The following is an 18,209-nucleotide window of genomic DNA, read 5'->3' on the forward strand; positions in this document are numbered from 1 at the left end:
CGTGGCTCGGGTAGGTAGGGGCTTCGTGCCCCTGGCGTGTCCCGCCTGACGCGCAAATTCGCGGGCCCACAGGCGTATCCGTCTGCCACAGTGCCGCCATGGCCTTCATGAAGATGCTCGGCAGGGTGGAAGACGGCCCGTACCGGTGTCCGTGCTGTGGCTACGTGACACTCGCCGAGCGCGGTGGCCATGAGATCTGCGCGGTCTGCTTCTGGGAGGATGACGGGCAGGATGACCATGATGCCGACGAGGTCAAGGGCGGCCCGAACCGTGGCCTGAGCTTGTCTCAGGGCCGTGCGAACGTCCGGGCCATGGGCGCCTCGGAGGAACGCCGCGCTCACCTGGTTCGGGATCCGCTGCCGCACGAGCACCCGGACAATGCTCCGCGGTGCGGCACGGGCTTCCTCTACTCCTGGACGCCGCAGTCGCCAGGTGAGTGACAAGGCGGAACTGACAGCGGACCAGCATGATCGGCCGGATATGGGTCGGCAGGCGGTAGCCCTTGGCAAGACGGATCCCTACCCGAGTGGGCCGCCGTCCTCAACCTCCCACGGATTGATGCCCCCTCCTCCCTCAGTCGCGACCCGCCCCCCGCGGCAGGCATCCCGCCTGCCGCAGGCAACGCCCAACCCCTCCCCGCCCTCTTGCGTCCCGAGAGCCAACCTCAACTCTTCGGGAAGGTAAGCACCTTGGGTACGAGACACGTGCGCCACGCACGACACGCCGCGCTCGCCCTCACCGTCATCGGGGCCGTCATCGCCCCCGCCGCACCGGCGTTCGCCGCCGGACCGCCGCTGGTGGATCTGCGGGCGGATGTGAACCGGGACGGGCAGGTCGACGTCACCGGGGGCACGGACACCGCCGGTGAGGACACGTGGACGGCTGACAGGGGAGCCGTCTTCCTCCCCAATATCGACGACGACACCAAGCGGTGCCCGACCAAGGCGCCGAACGGCAAGCCGCTCTCGGACGCCAGGCTCGCCGCCTGCAACGACGCGGCCGACAACATCATCAACGGCGCCGCCGACCTCGCCGACCTCGCCCGTGTGCGGTCCTTGCCCATGGCCGAGGTGCCCGCGGGCGCGATCGGGACCGTGCAGGTCAACGGGGGGCGCAGGACGCGGGTCTTCGTCAAGCGCCCCGCCGGGTGGGCCATGGTCACCCCCGCCACCCGGCTCACCGCCGCCGAGCTGCGTGCCGGCGTCGAGTTCGGCGTGGAGAGCAACGACGTCATACGCGACACCAAAGTCTGGGACGGGCGCGCCGTCATACGCCTGACCGTGACCGCCGACGGTAGGAGCACGGCGGACGACATCACCCTGCGCGTCGCGCCGCTGCTCACCCACCACCATCTGCAGAACGCACAGCAGTTGATGGTCACCAAGGTCGGTGGCAGCGACGACTGGGCCCGCCGTCAGCAGGCCTTCGTCAAGGGGCTCGCGACCGAGGCCAAGTCGGCCGGGATCAACACGCCATTGGTGACCTTCGACAAGTACTCCGACATCTGGGCGCAGGACTTCGTCGAGCCCGGATACGTGAGCATGTCCGGTTCCGGCGGGCGCCGTCAGGTCATGCGCGTGATGCTGCGCAGCGCCCAGCCGGACCGGGTGGCGGGCCGCGAGCTGTTCGAGAAGATGCGCGGCAACGGTGTCGGCGTGGTCCAGGTGTCCGGGGTGCGCGACTCGGAGGAGTGGACGCTCAACTCCATGGGGAACCTGGAGACCATCCCGCCGTACGCTCACAACGGCCGCAGCTTCCCCGCCGGGCGCATCATCCAGGGCGAGCGCAAGGACAGCGGTTCGAAGCCCGCGCTGGCGATGCGCACCCTGCTCAAGTCCCAGGGCCTCCAGGACCCGCTGCTCCTGGACACGTCGTGGCTGCACGTGGGGCATGTGGACGAGTTCGTGCAGTTCCTGCCCGCCGACACCCCGCGCGGCTGGAAGATCGGGATCGCCGATCCTGAGGCCGGGCTGCGGCTGCTACGCGAGGCGCAGAAGGCCGGACACGGGGCCACCCGCATGTTCTCGGTGCCCGACAGCGAGGAGATGCTTGCCCCCAAGGAGACCATTGCCCAGGCACTCGCCTCGACGTACCTGGTGAAGGACAACACGCTGGCCGCGCAGCGGATCGCCGCGAACCTGGAGATCCTCCAGCGGGAGACCGGGGTGACAGACGCCGAGGTCGTACGCGTGCCCGCGCTCTACACCCGCGGCAACGGGGGACCGCGGGGCGAGAGCATGATGCCGCGGCTGCAGCGGTTGGGTGCGGGCGAGGTGCCGGAGTCCGTGCGCGAGTACGGGCAGCAGAAGGAGCTCGGACGCCACAAGGATGCGAAGCCCTCGAAGGACGCGCGGGGCGCGGCCGTGGAGACGGTCATGACCAGCGCGTACGTCCCGGGCGCGGTCAACGGCATCCTGCTCGGCCGGGACCGGTATCTGGCGCCGAAGCAGTGGGGACCGGTCATCGGCGGGAAGGACATCTTCACCGCGGCCGTGACTGCCGCGTACACGCAGGCGGGCATGAAGGTGTCGTACATCGACGATTGGTACACCTACCACCTCGGCGCGGGCGAGGTGCACTGCGGGACGAACACGCTGCGGGACGCGTCGGCCGCGTGGTGGAAGGCGTCCTAGACAGAGCCGGCGTGGACGACCCGTCGTCCTTGGCCATGTGAAAACCGGAGCCCGCCCCGCTCACGCTCACCGGTGTGGGGCGGGCCTCCGGACAAGCAGACGGGTCCGGGCTGCACGCTGTTCGTCGGGGTGTGGTGGTTCTGCTACGACGAGCGCCCGGTCACTCCGCTCGGCACGCTGGAGATCGAGCACATGGTCGCGCTCGCGGGAGCCCGGGACAGCGGTGCGTTGCTCACCGGGCGCCCTGACGACGGCGGCCCAGCAGGGCGCTTCCTGCGAGTACGAGGCCGATGGCGAGGACTTTCGCGGCCTGGTAGTAGCCGGTCGCCAGGTTCTCCGGGGTGCCGGGGAGCCGGAGGAACACCCACCCTGCCGAGAGAACCCCGAAGAGGACCAATCCGACAGCCCCCCACGTCCCGAGATCCGCCCACCAGGGCCCCGGGCCGTAACCCCGCTCGTCGGTCCGCTCAACGTCCTTGTCGGTCAACGCTCTCTTCTCCTGTGCGAGTGGTCGCGATCGGGAGAGAAGACGCCGGCCCGGTACGGGAGGTTCACCGGCCGGGCGTTCCTGCTCGGAGCAGACATCGGGCCCGCCGGCGAGTGCCCATGGCTCCCACGCCTCCATCGAGCAGGGCGATGCACGTCGAGGCTGCTGATGAGGCTCGGCCAGGGCTCGCGGATCCGCCGGGCCTGACGCTGCGTCGTTGCCCGATTGCCCGGCAATGCGGCATCCGCGAGCGCCTGCCGCTCGGATGCGTCCGGTATCCCGGTCTTGCCCCATGCGGTCCGGCAAAGCCTGGTGCAGTGCGTCGTCGCATTCTGCCTTCTCGGCGGCTGCCGGCGCCGTGGAGCAGCTGTCCCCAGCGTCCGGTTCTCCGGGCCGAGCGTTCAGTTCTCCGGGTCGAGCGTCGCGTAGACGACGATGTTGCCCTGATATCCGGTGCCCTTGGAGTAGTCGCCACCACAGGTGATCACCCGCAGTTCCGGCCGGCCGGAGTTGCCGTAGACCTTGTCGTCGGGGAAGTCCTCCTTGTCATGGACCTCCACCGCGTCGACGGTGAAGACGGCGGTGCGCCGGTCCTCCCGTACGACCTCGATGGTGTCGCCCTGCTCAAGAGCGCCGAGCTGGTAGAAGACGCCGGGCCCGACCGGGGTGTCCACGTGCCCGGCCGTCACGGCCGTCCCCACCGCGCCGGGGGCCGTTCCGTCGGCGTACCAGCCGGCCATGCCGGGGTTGTCGGCGGGCGGCGTCTCCAGTGTCCCTTCGGCATCCAACTCCAGAGGCATCAGGGGCGCGTCCACTCCGATGTCGGGGATAAGGAGCCGTACAGGATCCGACGGAGGCAGCGGTCGTACGGCGGAACGCTCGGGCGCGTGGCGAAGTGCGGGCTGTGCGGACGGGGGCGGGGTACGGGCGGTCGAAGGCTGCGGGGGGTGGTCGTCGCGCACCCCATTGGCCACCAGCAAGGCCCCGGCGATCGCGGCGCAGGCGAGCAGCTTGAACGAGGGGACACCGGGCGACGGTGCGTCGGTCTCGCTCGTCCCGTGGCAGTTGTCCATCGATACGGGCCTTTGCTGGGCAGCGGAGCGGGGGCGGCGACGCGGGCGGGAATCCCTGGGCCCCCGCTCCGCTGCGGAGCCGGGGGCCCTGCGGGACGAACGTACCGTCAGGTCCGGGCCGCGGAAGGGCGGCGGCGCGCTCTGACGACTGCTCCGGCGACCGCCCCGGAGAGCAGCAGGCCACCGACGGCGAGCTGGCTACCCTTGTCGGTGCCGCCGAAGCCGGCGTCGAGTGCACCGTTGGGGCGGCCGGCGATGCTGTAGTCGGCAGTGGCCTTGGTCCGTGGCGGGCACTTGAGAGTGACCGTGTCGGTGCCGGAATCGGCGTCCTCGGGAATCTGGAACTCACCCACCAGGACGCCCTTGCGGTCGCTCTCGAGAAGGTGGAACTTCCCGCCCGCCACCGACTCGCCCTTGCCGTAGACCTCCTTGCCGCAGGCGGTGGTGGTGACGGTGACCGTGGTGCCCGGTGATGCCTTCTCCGGGCTGATACGGACGTCCCCGTCGCCCTCCCCGGCCGCTGCGGCGGTCGGCGCGGACAGTGCGAGGGCGCCGACGACCAGGACGGCCTTGAGACCGACACGTGCGATGCGCATGGTTCCTCCAGGTGAGCAGCGTCCGGGCTGACTGCGCGGCGCCTGTGGTGTGCTGCGTGCACGAGCCAACCGACAGTCCGTGATCACTGCAATGCGACATGCCGACGCATCTGTCACTCAGTCAGACTCAGAACTGCGCTCCTCTTCGGCGTTTCCGCAGGTCGCCGCAGTGAGCACATCGCGTGGAGAGCGACGGCAGAGTGTGAGCGAACGGGCTAAGAGGCCCTGACCAAGGTGTTGGACGTGTCGGTAGGCCCGACGTTGTTGATGGGTTCGATCGGGGTCGGTCGTCAGGTCCTGGATGTCCGGAGACGCCGGTATGGCTGGGGCCGGGTTGCACTTGATGGCCTCATCGCCTGGCCGCCCGGTTCCTCACGACGGCCTGGCTGCTGATGAGGAGCAGCGGGCCGCAGCGGGAGTATCACTGAGGAGGACCACGCGGGCGCGGCCGACCGGAGCAACGGCGCATGCCGAACGGCTGGACAGGTGGCGCGGATCTGGGCGGGAACGGAGAAGTGACCATCGACGCCTGTCGACGCTACAGCGCCCCCGAGTCCTCTGGGGACTGCGCCAGCTGGCCGACGGCTACCTGAGTGGCGTCGTGTGTGCTTTCACCGGTGAGAGGCTGTTGCCGGGGCAGCCCCGGGAGGCAGAACAGCTCCCCGGGGCTGCCCTGAGGACCGGTCACTTTCGCCAGAACAGGTGGTGCGTCATCCCGCTCGGGCTGGGAACGACCTCCAGATGGAACCGGTCGAGCAGTTCATCGGGGGCCTCCCAGAGTCGCAAACCGGATCCGAGCTTCACCGGCGAGACCGCCACATGCATGGTGTCGACGAGGTCGGCGTCCAGGAACTGCCGGATGGTGGTCACCCCACCGCCGAGTCGGACATCCTGGCCCTGTGCCGCTTCCCGCGCCTGCTCGAGCACGGCGGCCGGGTCGCCGTCGACGAAGTGGAATGTGGTGTCGGAAAGCGTGAACGAAGGCCGTTTGTGGTGGGTCATGACGAACACCGGGGTGTGGAACGGGGGTTCGTCACCCCACCAGCCCTGCCACTCGTGGTCCTGCCAGGGCCCCCGCTGAGGACCGAACTTGTTGCGGCCCATGATCTCGGCGCCGATGTTGCGCGCGAAGTCCCGCGTGAAGTAGTCGTCCAGGCCCAGGCTGCCCCCGGGGTCGGTGCGGTTGGGCCAGCTCGCCGTGGCCCCGGCCCAAGCGAACAATCTTTCGGGCTCGACATGACCGAACGGCCTGTCGAGGGTCTGGTCCTCACCGGCAGCAATTCCGTCACTTGAGACGGTGAAGTTCTGCACTCTCAGCAACTGAGCCACGCGTTCCTCCTGCGATGGGGGCGGTAACCGTGGTGAGACTATCCGGGCCGGGAAACTCCCGCTGTGTCCGTGACCGGTAGGAAAATGGGCTGCTGCCTCGCGTCCTGACCCATGAGCAGGCTCCTGCGGTGAGGGGCCGTCCGCACGGAGACCTTCTCGTCTGCTCCGTCATGGAGGAAGGCTTGGTCAAGGTCGTCTCCCGAACCTGAGGAGGCTGTTGAACATGCGACTTTCGGTTCGGGTGGTCGTCGGTCGGGCCGTGGGGAAACGTCAGTCGCGGCCTTGGACCGAGTCGGATGAACTGTGGTCGCGCGTCGAGCCGTTAGTACCCGAGCCGACGTCGGCGCTGAAGTCAGTGGGGAGACGTCCGCGAGTGCCGGCCGGGCTGGCGCTCTGCAGATCGCTTTCGACGCCCGTGGGGCACGGCCGGGCACGGCACGGTCGGCGACCCGCTGACCGGCCGTTCTCTCAGGCTGCCGGTCTGTTCGGTCTCCCGGTGGCGGGGGCGGAGTCTTCAGTGTGGTAGCGCTGCAGGAGTTCCTGCTCGGCGTGCCGGTGGGGGAACTTGAAGAAGATCAGCAGTGCACCCAGGGCGATCGCTGCCAGGCCGACGGTGTACGCCCAGTCGTCGCCGTGGAGGAACGACTTGCGTGCTGCCGCGACGATCTGGTCGGCGTATTGAGGGTGCTGCTGGGCGACCTGTCCGGCGGAAGCGAACGACTTCGTCAGCTCGCTCTGGACCTGGCTGGACACGTCCTTGCTGTCGGCGGAGGCGGCGATCGCCGCGCTGAAGGCCGAGGCGTAGCCGGCGGTGAGGAGCGCGCCCATGACGGACTGCATGATGGCCCCGCCGAGGTCCCGTTGCAGGTCGGCGGTGCCGGAGGCCATGCCGACCCGACGCACGGGCACCGATCCGGTCAGCGAGTGGGACGAGGGCGTCCCGGCGAAGCCGGCGCCGATACCGATGAGGACATAGGCGAAGCCGATCTGCCAGTAACCGCTGTCCTCGCCCCAGAACAGCAGCATCCAGCCGAAGGCGAGGAAGAGGAACGCGTAACCGATCAGCAGGGTCGTGCGGGCGCCGCGTGTCTCGACCAGCTTCGCGGACCGTGGTGCCACGAGCACCATCATCACGACGAGGGGGAGGATGGAGGCGCCGGCTTCGACGGGGCTGTACTCGAGCACGTTCTGCAGATACTGCTGGCTGATGAACGCCGACCCCATCATGGAGCCCCACACGATGATTCCCGCGCATGCGGCGACCCAGAACGTGCGCCTGCCGGCGATGTGGAGGTCGTACAACGGGTTGGGAGCCCCGCGCTGACGCCAGAAGAACGCCGCTCCGGCAGCCAGGGCGATCACGACGAGGCCGACGACCAGTGCCCCCTGGTCGGGGACGACGGCGAAATTGATCGCCAGCACCAGGCCCGCCACCAGGAACACGGACAGCATGCCGCCGAGGTTGTCCACCGGTTCGGCCGACTCGTTGGCGTGCGCGGGGACGAACAGCAGGGCCATGACCAGCGCGACCACGGCGAGGGGCAGAGTGACCAGGAACACCGCCCCCCAGTAGAAGCGTTCGAGCAACGCGCCCGCGATCACCGGCCCGAGCATGGAGATGCCGCCGCCCAGGGCCGACCACAACGCGATGGACTTCGTCCGCCCCGGTCCTGCCCACAGGGCGGTGATCAGCGCCAGGGTGGTCGGGTAGGCCATGCCGGCCGAGAGCCCGCCGAGGATCCGGGCCAACACGAGCACGGTGTCGTTCGGCGCGTACGCGGCGAGCAGGCAGGCGGGGATGGACAGAGCGATGCCGAGGAGCAGCAGCAGCTTGCGTCCGTGACGGTCGCCGACCGCACCCAGATAGAGCACCGATGCGGCCAGGCCCAGGGAGTACCCCACGGCGACCAGGTTCAGCGCGGTCTGGGAGGAGTCGAAGGCCTTCCCGATCGCGGGCAGCGCCACGTTGGCCACCGACAGGTTCAAGTTGGCCACGGCGGCGACGATGATCAGGGACGCCAGAACGAGCGACGCCCGCGCCGGGGCCTCATGCGGAACGTCGATGCGAAGCGCGACGCTTTTCGACATGGAACCTCCGGGGCGAAGTGGGGCTTCGCGAGAGTTTTCCCTGATCCGCCGTGCCGCGCATCGCCCCATTGGGATGACGCGCCCGCCGGCGCCTCGGCCGCCTGGATGCTCGCCGGAGCCTCGGGCGCGGCCGCCCGAGGCTGAAGGGATGGACCATCGCGCGAAGAGTGCGGTGCTGAACCGCTGAGAAGCGTCCTTGTCGTGCCAGTGGGTGAATCTCCTTGCTGAGCCATTGGTCCGGTGCGGGCTGCCCCTCGGGGCGGCTGTCGTCGCGCAGTGGGGCACGCGCCGCGGCGAGCAGTTGCTCGGCCACCTCACTGGGCCGCCCGGGGGCCATCCGCCGGGCGGAGATGAGAAGCGCCTCGCTCATCCACCGCAGGTCCTGCCGCCCAGAGTGCCCACGGCGGAGACGTCCGCCTGCCGCGCGGGTGCCACTTCGCGATGGCCGGCCGCGGCGTCCTCCTTCGGAGTTGGCCCGCCCCTCGGTGCCCGGTGTGCGTCGAGCCGGTCCGCCAAGTCGTGCGCACAGCCGACGGCGTCAGGCCGGTTCGTGCTGATGGCCGTGGCTCCCAGGTCTTGGCCGATCTTGATGCCCTTCTCCGATCCGCGAACTGCGGCTGCCAGTCGAGCCCGCATGCGGTGACGGTCCGCGGAGGGGGAGCATGTTCGGGGGCGGCGTCCCGAGACCCGGTGCGAAACCGCCGCCCGTCCACCGCCTCACCCGTTTGCTTCATGTATCGAGATTCGATTGATTTCCATCGTGATTCGATGGAAGATGGGGTCATGGGAAAGTTGATGGTGAGTGCGCTGCACGCCGTGCTCGTGGTGGTGCTCGCCGGCACCGTGTTCGTACAGGCATCGATGGTGTGGGCGTTGGCCACCGACCCGGAAGACGGGTCGCTCCCGCTGACTCCGCTACGCCTGATCACCATCCTGGGCATGGTGGCGGCCCAGGTCGCCCTGGTCTGCGTATGGCAGCTGGTGACGATGGTCCGACGCGGAACCGTGTTCTCCGACGCCGCCTTCCGGTACGTGGACGTCGTGATCGGCGCGATCGTGGCGGCTGCCCTCGTGTGGTTCGCGGTCACGGCCCTCAACGCGCCGGGCCAGAGGGACGACCCGGGCGTCACCGTCATCATGGGCGGCATCGGCGTGGCCATCCTGGGAGTCGCGCTCTTCGTGCTCGTACTGCGGATGCTGCTCGCCCAGGCCGTCGCGCGCGACGTCGAAGCGTCACAGATGCAGGCCGAGTTGGACGAGGTGATCTGATGCCGATCGCCGTCGACATCGATGTGATGCTGGCCAGGCGGAAGATGTCGGTGGGCGAGCTCGCGGACCGCGTCGGGATCACGCCCGCCAACCTGGCGGTACTCAAGAACGGCCGCGCCAAGGCGGTGCGCTTCGCGACGCTCGCCGCGCTCTGCGAGGTGCTCGAGTGCCAACCGGGCGACCTGCTGCGCTGGGTGGCCGAGGACGGGAGGGGGACGCCTGCGGCCGATGCGGACGTGGTGCTGTCGCCTGAGGGGAAGGTATAGCGCGATGCGTGGGTGCCCCAACCCCCTTCCGGTCGACGGAACCTTCTTTCGGCATCGAGGGCAGTAACCGTCGGGATGTCATCGGCCGTCAGCAGCCGTCGCACGGCTGCACCGCGCGGGGGGCCGGGGATCGGGGGGCGGGGGAGGGGACGCCGACCTGGTGCGTGCACACCGTGCGCTCCAGGGGTGCATCCGGTCGAAGGCCCGTCCGAGGGGCCGGAAGAAGGCGCTGGGGCGCCACGATGTAGTGGTCGGCCAGGTGCGCCGTGGTGCTCGGGGGACAGGGCATGTGGGTCGCCACGCGGTGGCGCATGGTCCGCGCAGACGGTGCCGATGACGCGAGGCTCCACGGCACGATCCGCGGCGTATCGACGCTGCCGGTTCCACCGCGCGCCCGTACACGCCGAACATCCTGTCGGCCCCGAGATGCACCGCTAACCGAGTGCGCGGACGCCTGCGCTGCCGACTTGGACGCGCCTGCTGCTCCTGATGATCAGTGAGGATCGCCGGGTCCGCTGCGGCAACGTGTCAGGGGCGGTAGACGAGTTCAATCATCGTGGCGGCGATGACTGTCCAGACCCCGATGCCAAGCAGCCACATGGTGTCGGCGGCCGCACCGACGCCTATCAGGACTACCGCGGCAGCCCCGAGTATGAGGGTGGTGCGGCGGATTCCGCGGTCTGGGCGCCATGCAGGCATCACGACGGCAGAATGCCCGCCGCCGCTCGTCACGCCACGAACGGGGCGGGATTTCTAGCAGGTTCTTGACGCAGACGCTCGATGCTACGGATCGCTCCTGTCGGTGACACAGTGACGGCCGGCCGGGCGGCGGCCGCGGGGCGCCGGTCACGTCGGTGCAGCAGCCCGGAGCAGTCGAGGGGCCTGCCGGTGGATGACGACCTCGCCGTCCGTTGGCGGCTGGTGGGCCCGTTGCGATGGGGGAAGTCCTCGCGGGAACTGCCGCACGATCTTCTGGGCCATTTCCCCGGATCCCCGCCCCATGATGGGAGTCAGGCCCGCCGCGCGCTCTCGGGACATCCCGCCCCACGGCTCGCCGGCACGATCATGTTCCGCAATGACCGTGATCCGCAGCGTCGAACAGTCGGCTGCAAAGGGTCGCGGGAGGACGGACCTGAGGCTGCGACGCGGCAAGCGGCGGAAGGCGGCCGATCAGCCGGGGGACGCAGCGCATCCCGGTCCTCACGTCCGGCAAGTCCGACCGCAGCGCCGGCACCGTGCACGCACTGCAGGCATCGACCTTGCCCTGCCGCTGCCTCGCGGCACGTTCACTGCTGTTCCGGCGGGCGGCATGTCAGTAGTCCGTGCAGCTACACCTCGATGTGCGAACCCATGATGACCGTGCGGTCGCGGGGCAGGCTGAAGTACTCGGCGGCGTCGGCCGCGATGTAGGAGGTGGCGATGAACAGCCGCTTGCGCCAGGGCGACATCGTCGGTGCCTTGCCGCGACGAAGCTCGATCTTCGACAGGAAGTAGGACGCCTGGTCGAGCTGCAGCGGCCCTTCGGTGACGACCGGGTCGAGCATGGCCAGTGTGCCGGGCACGTCCGGTGTCTCCATGTAGCCGAACCGGGCAGTGACGTGGATGATCCCGTCGTCGGCATATCCGAGCTCGTCGACGACGATCCGCGAGTCATCCGGAACGCGGGGAACCGGCTCGGTCTTGATGGACAGGATCACGACCTGCTTGTGGCGTACGTGGTTGTGCTCGACGTTGGCCCGCATGGCCAGGGGCGCGGTCTCCTTGCCTCGGTTCAGGAAGACAGCAGTGCCGGGCGCCCGGACCGTCGGCTCCTGCCCTGTGCGGAGGCGGTCGATGAACTCGGGCAGCGGGCCTTCCCGGCGTGCTCGTTCCGTGGTCACGAGCTCGCGGCCGCGTTGCCAGGTCGTCATGACGGTGAACGCGGTGAGGCCGATCAGCAGCGGCAGCCACGCGCCGTGGACGAGCTTCGTCATATTGGCCGCCACGAACAGCAGGTCGACAAGGAGGAGTGCGCTCGCGCCGGTGGCGAGCAGCCATCGGGGCGTGCCCCATTTGGCGCGGGCGACGTAGAAGAACAACAAGGTGGTGATGGTGATGGTGCCGGTGACCGCCATGCCGAACGCGTAGGCCAGCGCCGCGGAGCTGCGGAAGGCGAAGACCAGGGTGAGGACCGAAACCATCAGAAGCCAGTTGATCCAGGGGACATAGATCTGACCGATGGTGGATTCGGAGGTGTGCGCGATGCGCAGCCTTGGCAGGTAGCCCAGCTGGGCCGCCTGGGAGGCGACCGAATACGCGCCGGTGATCACCGCTTGTGAGGCGATCACGGTCGCCGCAGTCGCCAGTACGACCATGGGCCAGCGTCCCCAGCCGGGCACGAGAAGGAAGAACGGGCTACTGATGTTGTCCGGATCTCCGAGGATCAACGCGCCCTGGCCCATGTAGCTCAGGACGCAGGCGGGAAGGACGAGGAACAGCCAGCCTCGGGTGATCGCCCGGCGGCCGAAGTGCCCCATGTCCGCGTACAGCGCCTCGGCGCCGGTGACCGCGAGCACGATCGCGGCCAGGGCGAAGAAGGCCGTACCCCAATGGCCGAAGAGGAAGCCCAACGCGTACGTGGGCGACAGCGCCTCGAGAATGTCCGGATGATCGGCGATGCCGACGACGCCGCACGCGCCGATGGCCACGAACCAGACGATCATGACCGGCCCGAACACCCTGCCCACCGCCGCGGTTCCTCTACGCTGCACCAGGAACAGAAGGACGATGATCACCGCCGTGATGGGCACGACCGCATCCTCCAGCGACGGCTCGACGACCTTGAGCCCTTCGACCGCGGACAGCACCGAGATCGCCGGGGTGATCATGCTGTCGCCGAAGAACAACGACGCGCCGAAGATGCCGAGCGCGGCCAGTACGACGGTGCCTCGACGCCCACGCTGTGAACTCCACCGTCGCAACAGGGTGATCAGCGCCATGATGCCGCCCTCACCGTCGTTGTCGGCGCGCATCGCCAGCAGCACATAGGTGACCGTGACGATGATCATCACCGACCAGAACACGAGTGACACCACCCCGTACACGTTGCCCGTGGTGACCGGGACGGGGTGGGGGTCGCTCGGGTTGAACACCGTCTGGAGGGTGTAGATCGGGCTGGTCCCGATGTCGCCGAAGACCACGCCGAGAGCGCCGATGACCACAGCGAGGCGCACCGTGTCGCGCGCGCCGGTATGGCGGGCTTCCGGTGCCCGCGATGCGGACCCGTCACCCGACGCGGGTCCCTGCCGGCGATCGGCCATGTGTTCCTCCTCCGCCCCGTTCGCTGAGCCGCGGACGCGAGGCTTCCGGGCGGACGATACCCCGCCGTCGGGATCGCCAGAGGTACCGCGCCGCTACGGCGCCGAGTGGTCCGCGACCAAACTGCGCCGGGGCCTGGCGGTGGATGAACTGGAGCGTGGACCGGCTGCTGGACACCGCATCCCGGCTGCGCCGGAACCGAGGTGATTTCCCGTCAGGCTACGGCGCTGCGCCCGGACTGGGTGGACCGCCTCGTCGCACGGGGCTTGGCCGCAGGCGTGGGGTCAGGGGCACAGAGCGCCTCTACCTATGTTTGTCCGTACTCGTTCGTCCTGCACTCGCTGGACGATCTCACCAGTTGGGCGCGGTCGGCCTGCAGAGAAGCTGGTTCTGACTCCCCAAACGGCAGGTGGCAGCGGGCCTGGTTCGGACGACTACGTACGCGAGTCAAGCCTGAACTGAATTGGGCGGTCTCCGAGCTGCGCTCCGCGCCGTTGCGTCCGTCATTCCCCCCTGCCCGGGAATGCCCGATATGGGTTCCGAGGTTGAAGGTCACTCATCAGGCATAGCCGGTCAAGCGCCCACGACGGTGAGCAGGTCCACGACGAAGATCAGCGTTGAGTCTGCCGGGATCAATGGAGAGGGTGACTGCCTGCCGTAACCAAGGCGTGGGGGAACGATGATCTGGCGCCGGCCGCCGACCTTCATTCCCTTCACTCCTCGATCCCAGCCCTTGATGACCCTGCCACCGCCCACGGCGAACTTGAACGGTCGGTCCCGCTCCCAGGAGGAGTCGAACTCCCTCCCGGATGCCCATGTGACCCCTACATAGTGAAGCTGGACGACCCTGCCCGGCCGCGCCTCGGGTCCGTCCCCCACCACGAGGTCCCGGACCGTCAGCTCGGTGGGCGCATCACCCTCCGGGACCTCGATTCTGGGCTTCGTCGGTTCGCTCATCACGGTCCTATCGCTCACTACCGGAATCCCTCGCACGGGCCGGCCGGACACATGGACATTCCATGCGGCAGGCGATCACGCTACCGGCAATGCTCATCCTCCGAGGTGCACCAGTCCCGTTCTTCCTACGGCCAGTCACAGTTGCTCGCCGAGCTGGTCTGCGGGACAGAAGCCGCGTCGAGGCTTCCGGGCACGCATCCGTCACTGCCAGGCAGACTGATGAACCGGCCCCACTCGGGCCCTTGTTCATCAGGATCGGTCACGGTTTGCCCACGTGCGGCACCAGCGGTTGTCCCGCTGAGGCGGTTTGGGAGGGGAATATGAGCGCAGAGATCGTCGTCGCAACATGCGCGGTCGTCATCGCCTTGGCATCGCTCGGCGTAGCAGTCTGGCAGGCACACACCACAAGGGAGCACAACCGACGTTCGGTGCGTCCTGTACTCCAGCTCCACCGCGGCACCCATGAGGGTGCCCTGTCCGGCATCCGTCTCACAAACGCAGGACTCGGGCCAGCCCTGGTCGTGAGCACTCATGTGACCCTCGACGGAGAGCTCATCGGCCGCTGGGACAAGACCTGCGCCGACAGAGTGCGTGCTGATCTGCCGACACACCTCAACGCGGTCACGTTCGGAGAAGGAGAAGTGCTTCCGATCGGATACAGCGAGTACCTGCTGTCGCTTCCCGCTTACGATCCGCATCTTCACGCCTCGATCGCAGACATCCTGTCCCGGCGTCTCGCCATCGCCATCCACTACGAGTCTCTCTACGGCGGGGAAGGCTTCCGCGTAGCTCTCAAGCCTGCGACTCGGCGTCAACGCAATCCGTAAGGTCGCGGTGTCGCAGAAAAGCTGAGGAAGATCTCCGGTGTGGACCAAGCCCGGTACTCAGCTGCGACGACCGCTCGGACGTGACACCACCTGACTGGGCCGCCTACGCCTGCCGATCCAGGGCCTGTTGCCCTCGTTGTGGTGACATACAGCGCATAGCGACGACGTACATCGGTCAGGTCTCCGCCCTCTGCCGCGGCTTGCGCTGCGAGCCGTAAGAGAAAGTAGGTCGTCAGGACCTCCGCCAAGGCGCTGCGGGCCGCCATGGGCCTGGCGCGGCTCTCGGAGAGTTTCGACCTTTGAGGGCAACGGTCGGCGCGTTGAGAGTGTCGTACTCCCCGTGATCGAAACACGTACGCAGCACCGCGTGATGTTGTCGCCCGCCGTCTCCACAGCAGCAGGCGTCGGGAGTCTGGCCCTGACCGCAGTGGCGAGCTGGAGCAGCCTTCTGTTGGTCGTGCGGGGGCGGGTGGTGCCCGGCTGGGGGGTGAGCGCGGGTCTCCTTGTCATCGCGCTCGTTCTGCGGTGGGCCCTTACCCGGATGGGTCGTCGGGCGGATGCTGCGGGCCTCCCGCGGAAGCGAGCCGCGTCGGCGCGGCGGGCGAGCAGGTTGCTGATCGTCGCGGCGGCGCTGGGCATTGCATGGGGAGCGGTGGACGACCTGGTCTCGAACGCGGAGTACCACGTACTGCGACCTGCGGGGCCGGGGGGCTGCACGGCCGTGGTGCGGGAGACGTCCTTCCTCGTGATCGGCAATGGCGAGGCGTACGCGGTGGGGCGCACCGGTCTGGCCCTGGGCGAGTCGGCATCCTGGACGGTCGACGATGGCTACCGGCCCGTCGGCGCAGGCACGTACGAATTGGACTGGGGACGGGGCGGCGGTCTGCTGCGGATCAGCGGTACGAGCACCGATCCGGTCGTGCGTGGCGGTTCCGCCGACCTCGACTGCTGGTGGTGAAGCCGGTCATGCGGCTCCACCGCATCGACGCTCGACCCCGTCAGAGCCCGTTGGTGTTCCGGTGGGGGAGGAGCGCGGTCGGGGTCGGGGTCCATGAAGACACCGAGCGGCGAGGCCGTATTCTGCACAAGGCGAGGCAGGCGCTGCTGATGCGTCGTAGCCGTCCGTCGCAACTGGGCGACCCCATTGCGTAGCTTTCGTAGCAGGTGCCCGATGAACGACCCGGAGGTTGACCGGTGATCACTCTGACCGCCGTCGGAGGAGTGGCCCTGGTCGAACTGGGCATGGCCCTGACCCCGGGACCGAACATGATCCACCTCGCGTCCCGCGCGATCACCCAGGGCCGAAGGGCGGGCCTGGTCAGCCTCAGCGGGACCGCCGTGGGATTCGTGTGCTATCTGCTGGCCGCGGCTGCGGGCCTGTCCGCGTTGTTCGCCGCTGTGCCACTGGCGTTCACGGTGGTCAAGCTCGCCGGTGCCGTCTACCTGGCCTATCTCGCCTGGGACATGCTCAGGCCCGGCGGCCGCTCGCCCTTCGCCCCGGCCAAGGACCTGCCTCCGGTCTCCGACACCCGCCTGTTCTCGATGGGGTTGCTGACCAACCTGCTCAACCCCAAGATCGCTCTTATGTATGCCGCCCTCCTGCCCCAGTTCCTGGACCCGCAGGCAGGTGCGGCCTGGGGACAACTGCTCCAGCTCGGTGGTGTGCAGATCATCGTGGGGATATCCGTGAACGCTTTGATCATGTTGGGCGCAGCACGGGTGTCGGGGTTTCTGGCCGCCCGGCCCCGCGTCATGACCGCCCAGCGGTTCACGGCAGGCGGTCTGCTCGGCGCCTTCGCGCTGCGCACCGCCCTGTCCCCGGATCCTGTCTCCACCTGACTGCGACCCGAACAAGGGGTACCGGCGCGACTGGTTGTGGGTGGCTGAGGGGGCAGCGCGAACCGTCCGGGATCAGTGTGCAGGCACCCTTGCCCGGCTCGACTACTGTTCGCCGACTGTGAGCCCTGGGTGCACGGCATCGTGCCCCAGCCGCTCCTGTTGCCGTACACGCCGCGTCATGACGATTGCGGGTATACCGAGCGCCAGCAGCACCGGGATCGCGGCGGCGATCCCGAACCAGAGGAAGAGAGCGAGATAGCCGTAGGCGGCGTCGTCCGCGTCCGCCTTCACCAGGAAGACGATGCCGGCTACGAAAGCGACCACCATGAGACCCGCGACGGCGATCGCGAGCCGGAGCAGGACGCCGGCCCAACGCCGGTACCCGGCACTGACCGCCTGGAACCGTGGTGGACCGTACCAGCCGGGCGGACCGTACCCGCCGGGTGGACCGGGCAAGGGCCTTGGCGCCGGGTGCCCGGTAGGCTGCTGATCAGACATGAGGCCCAGTTCTACGGTGCGCGGCCACGGAACACCAACTTCCGTCGCCACAGCACGCACCGCGCCCAAGCGTCGTCCCCCGCTCACTTCACCGAGTCCCACGCGCCGGCGTTGAAGCTGCGTAGGAGGGCGATCAGCGCTGCCCCGAGCCGCCAGTCGACACCAGGTGCGTGTACGTGCAGTTTGTCGCCCTTGGACCTGAACTCCAGCGGGACCTGCCCGTTCGCGCGCCACCGTATGCGGCGGGGTGCGCGGGCGAAGCCGCCCTCGTTACCAGGGACGCTGTCGAAGACACTGACCATGAGAACCAATGTCATGAAAGGCAGCAAGAGCCACCACATCCACCACCACACGATCCTCCCCTTGAAGCCGACCGCTTCGGAGCCGCCGGGCTGGTGCACGGTCCAGCGGGTGCGCAGGCCCCTGCCGCGGAGCGCCTTCTCGCGCACGAGCGTGCCGATGACCTCGCCGCGCGCGCCGAGCACGTGAAACCTCGCGACGCCGCCGCCGGCCGACAGGGTGACCACGGTGGCCACCCGTTCCCGGCGTTGGTCGTCGGCCCACAGAACGAAGGAACGGGCCCCGCCGCGCCGGGCCGCGAGGTACGCGGACGTGCCTCCCGGCGGCAGTTCGCGCTCCACGTACACGACCGACGGCGCCGGCCCAGACCCGTCGGAGAAGCTGACCAGGTCCGTCACCTTCGCCTGACCCTGGCCCTCGACTCGTCCGACTCGTCTCGGCCCGCCGTACATGGTCAGTACGTTGTTGCTCATCCGACGTGCTCCCAGAGGTAGTTGCGTGCCCAGGCCGGCCCAGTCTGTCTCACGCGCCACGCAACGGAAAACCCCGTCCTGCGGGAAGGCGGCTGCCAGTTGGGGTGACTGGTTCAGTCAGCGGGCCGCGCACCCGGAGGGCCTTGGGCGCCCACCCGCAGATCGGCTGCTCGTCCCCCGTAGCCGGTTCTAAGATTCGGACACGAGCGTGAGACAGACCGACGACGACACGGCGTTGAGACGCGTGTTCCCGCAGGTCACAGTGCCGCCTGGGCGC

16 protein-coding genes are annotated in these 18,209 nt (G+C 68.7%); 7 read left to right on the plus strand and 9 right to left on the minus strand.

Translation table 11 applies throughout. The annotated features are described in order from the left end of the window. Positions 1–98: 98 nt before the first annotated feature. Both RPQ07_RS36300 and RPQ07_RS36305 read left to right on the plus strand, forming a co-directional pair. Positions 99–440: a CPCC family cysteine-rich protein gene (locus tag RPQ07_RS36300; protein ID WP_313948524.1), complete on the plus strand. Its 342-nt coding sequence runs from the start codon at positions 99–101 to the stop codon at positions 438–440. Positions 441–689: 249 nt separating this feature from the next. Beyond that, positions 690–2,633 carry a protein-arginine deiminase domain-containing protein gene (locus tag RPQ07_RS36305; protein ID WP_313948525.1) on the plus strand — a complete coding sequence of 648 codons (1,944 nt, stop codon included), beginning with the start codon at positions 690–692 and terminating at the stop codon, positions 2,631–2,633. A gap of 232 nt (positions 2,634–2,865) precedes the next feature. On the opposite strand, the gene RPQ07_RS36310 is transcribed toward RPQ07_RS36305, so the two are convergent. The 5 genes from RPQ07_RS36310 to RPQ07_RS36330 all read right to left on the minus strand — a co-directional run bounded on the left by RPQ07_RS36310 (position 2,866) and on the right by RPQ07_RS36330 (position 8,206). Beyond that, positions 2,866–3,120 carry a hypothetical protein gene (locus RPQ07_RS36310; RefSeq protein WP_313948526.1) on the minus strand — a complete coding sequence of 85 codons (255 nt, stop codon included), beginning with the start codon at positions 3,118–3,120 and terminating at the stop codon, positions 2,866–2,868. A gap of 401 nt (positions 3,121–3,521) precedes the next feature. After that, on the minus strand, positions 3,522–4,193 hold the full coding sequence (locus RPQ07_RS36315) for a class F sortase (protein ID WP_313948527.1): 672 nt from the start codon (positions 4,191–4,193) through the stop codon (positions 3,522–3,524). A 107-nt stretch (positions 4,194–4,300) separates the two neighbouring features. Continuing rightward, on the minus strand, positions 4,301–4,789 hold the full coding sequence (locus RPQ07_RS36320) for a sortase (protein ID WP_313948528.1): 489 nt from the start codon (positions 4,787–4,789) through the stop codon (positions 4,301–4,303). Positions 4,790–5,473: 684 nt separating this feature from the next. Further along, complete coding sequence (locus tag RPQ07_RS36325; protein WP_313948529.1) at positions 5,474–6,118, minus strand: dihydrofolate reductase family protein; 645 nt, start codon at positions 6,116–6,118, stop codon at positions 5,474–5,476. Between the two features lie 468 nt (positions 6,119–6,586). Further along, positions 6,587–8,206, minus strand: coding sequence for an MFS transporter (locus tag RPQ07_RS36330; RefSeq protein ID WP_313948530.1), 1,620 nt, complete (start codon positions 8,204–8,206; stop codon positions 6,587–6,589). A 783-nt stretch (positions 8,207–8,989) separates the two neighbouring features. Here RPQ07_RS36330 and RPQ07_RS36335 point away from each other — a divergent pair. Both RPQ07_RS36335 and RPQ07_RS36340 read left to right on the plus strand, forming a co-directional pair. Continuing rightward, the gene (locus tag RPQ07_RS36335) at positions 8,990–9,475 is read left to right on the plus strand and encodes a DUF2975 domain-containing protein (RefSeq protein WP_313948531.1); all 486 of its coding nucleotides are present in this window, start codon (positions 8,990–8,992) and stop codon (positions 9,473–9,475) included. Then, entirely contained in the window at positions 9,475–9,741 is a 267-nt protein-coding gene (locus RPQ07_RS36340; protein WP_313948532.1) for a helix-turn-helix transcriptional regulator, read from the plus strand. The genes RPQ07_RS36335 and RPQ07_RS36340 overlap by 1 nt, the downstream gene beginning before the upstream one ends. A gap of 1,328 nt (positions 9,742–11,069) precedes the next feature. Here RPQ07_RS36340 and RPQ07_RS36345 read toward each other — a convergent pair. Next, positions 11,070–13,040 (minus strand): potassium transporter Kup, encoded by a 1,971-nt coding sequence (locus tag RPQ07_RS36345; protein ID WP_313948533.1) that lies wholly within the window; start codon positions 13,038–13,040, stop codon positions 11,070–11,072. Positions 13,041–13,611: 571 nt separating this feature from the next. Next, on the minus strand, positions 13,612–13,995 hold the full coding sequence (locus tag RPQ07_RS36350) for an FKBP-type peptidyl-prolyl cis-trans isomerase (RefSeq protein ID WP_313949136.1): 384 nt from the start codon (positions 13,993–13,995) through the stop codon (positions 13,612–13,614). Positions 13,996–14,315: 320 nt separating this feature from the next. On the opposite strand from RPQ07_RS36350, the gene RPQ07_RS36355 reads away from it, so the two are divergent. From RPQ07_RS36355 to RPQ07_RS36365, 3 genes are all read left to right on the plus strand, one after another. Beyond that, the gene (locus RPQ07_RS36355; RefSeq protein ID WP_313948534.1) at positions 14,316–14,822 is read left to right on the plus strand and encodes a hypothetical protein; all 507 of its coding nucleotides are present in this window, start codon (positions 14,316–14,318) and stop codon (positions 14,820–14,822) included. A gap of 367 nt (positions 14,823–15,189) precedes the next feature. After that, a complete protein-coding gene (locus RPQ07_RS36360) occupies positions 15,190–15,780 on the plus strand; it encodes a hypothetical protein (RefSeq protein ID WP_313948535.1) in 591 nt (196 codons plus the stop codon). A 236-nt stretch (positions 15,781–16,016) separates the two neighbouring features. After that, entirely contained in the window at positions 16,017–16,661 is a 645-nt protein-coding gene (locus RPQ07_RS36365) for a LysE family translocator (protein ID WP_313948536.1), read from the plus strand. A gap of 102 nt (positions 16,662–16,763) precedes the next feature. Here RPQ07_RS36365 and RPQ07_RS36370 read toward each other — a convergent pair whose 3' ends face one another. Together RPQ07_RS36370 and RPQ07_RS36375 are read right to left on the minus strand one after the other, a co-directional pair. Further along, positions 16,764–16,985: a hypothetical protein gene (locus tag RPQ07_RS36370; protein WP_313948537.1), complete on the minus strand. Its 222-nt coding sequence runs from the start codon at positions 16,983–16,985 to the stop codon at positions 16,764–16,766. A gap of 257 nt (positions 16,986–17,242) precedes the next feature. Continuing rightward, positions 17,243–17,932: a hypothetical protein gene (locus RPQ07_RS36375; RefSeq protein WP_313948538.1), complete on the minus strand. Its 690-nt coding sequence runs from the start codon at positions 17,930–17,932 to the stop codon at positions 17,243–17,245. Positions 17,933–18,209: the final 277 nt, after the last annotated feature.

Source organism: Streptomyces sp. AM8-1-1, assembly GCF_032229325.1.
Lineage (GTDB): Bacteria > Actinomycetota > Actinomycetes > Streptomycetales > Streptomycetaceae > Streptomyces > Streptomyces achmelvichensis.

Bases quoted from the DNA above. Each gene is read 5' to 3' on its own strand.
- RPQ07_RS36315 (WP_313948527.1), bottom strand. From the start codon at position 4,193: ATGGACAACTGCCACGGGACGAGCGAGACCGACGCACCGTCGCCCGGT.
- RPQ07_RS36355 (WP_313948534.1), top strand. From the start codon at position 14,316: ATGAGCGCAGAGATCGTCGTCGCAACATGCGCGGTCGTCATCGCCTTG.
- RPQ07_RS36300 (WP_313948524.1), top strand. From the start codon at position 99: ATGGCCTTCATGAAGATGCTCGGCAGGGTGGAAGACGGCCCGTACCGG.
- RPQ07_RS36340 (WP_313948532.1), top strand. From the start codon at position 9,475: ATGCCGATCGCCGTCGACATCGATGTGATGCTGGCCAGGCGGAAGATG.
- RPQ07_RS36375 (WP_313948538.1), bottom strand. From the start codon at position 17,932: ATGAGCAACAACGTACTGACCATGTACGGCGGGCCGAGACGAGTCGGA.
- RPQ07_RS36335 (WP_313948531.1), top strand. From the start codon at position 8,990: ATGGGAAAGTTGATGGTGAGTGCGCTGCACGCCGTGCTCGTGGTGGTG.
- RPQ07_RS36345 (WP_313948533.1), bottom strand. From the start codon at position 13,040: ATGGCCGATCGCCGGCAGGGACCCGCGTCGGGTGACGGGTCCGCATCG.
- RPQ07_RS36320 (WP_313948528.1), bottom strand. From the start codon at position 4,789: ATGCGCATCGCACGTGTCGGTCTCAAGGCCGTCCTGGTCGTCGGCGCC.
- RPQ07_RS36330 (WP_313948530.1), bottom strand. From the start codon at position 8,206: ATGTCGAAAAGCGTCGCGCTTCGCATCGACGTTCCGCATGAGGCCCCG.
- RPQ07_RS36350 (WP_313949136.1), bottom strand. From the start codon at position 13,995: ATGAGCGAACCGACGAAGCCCAGAATCGAGGTCCCGGAGGGTGATGCG.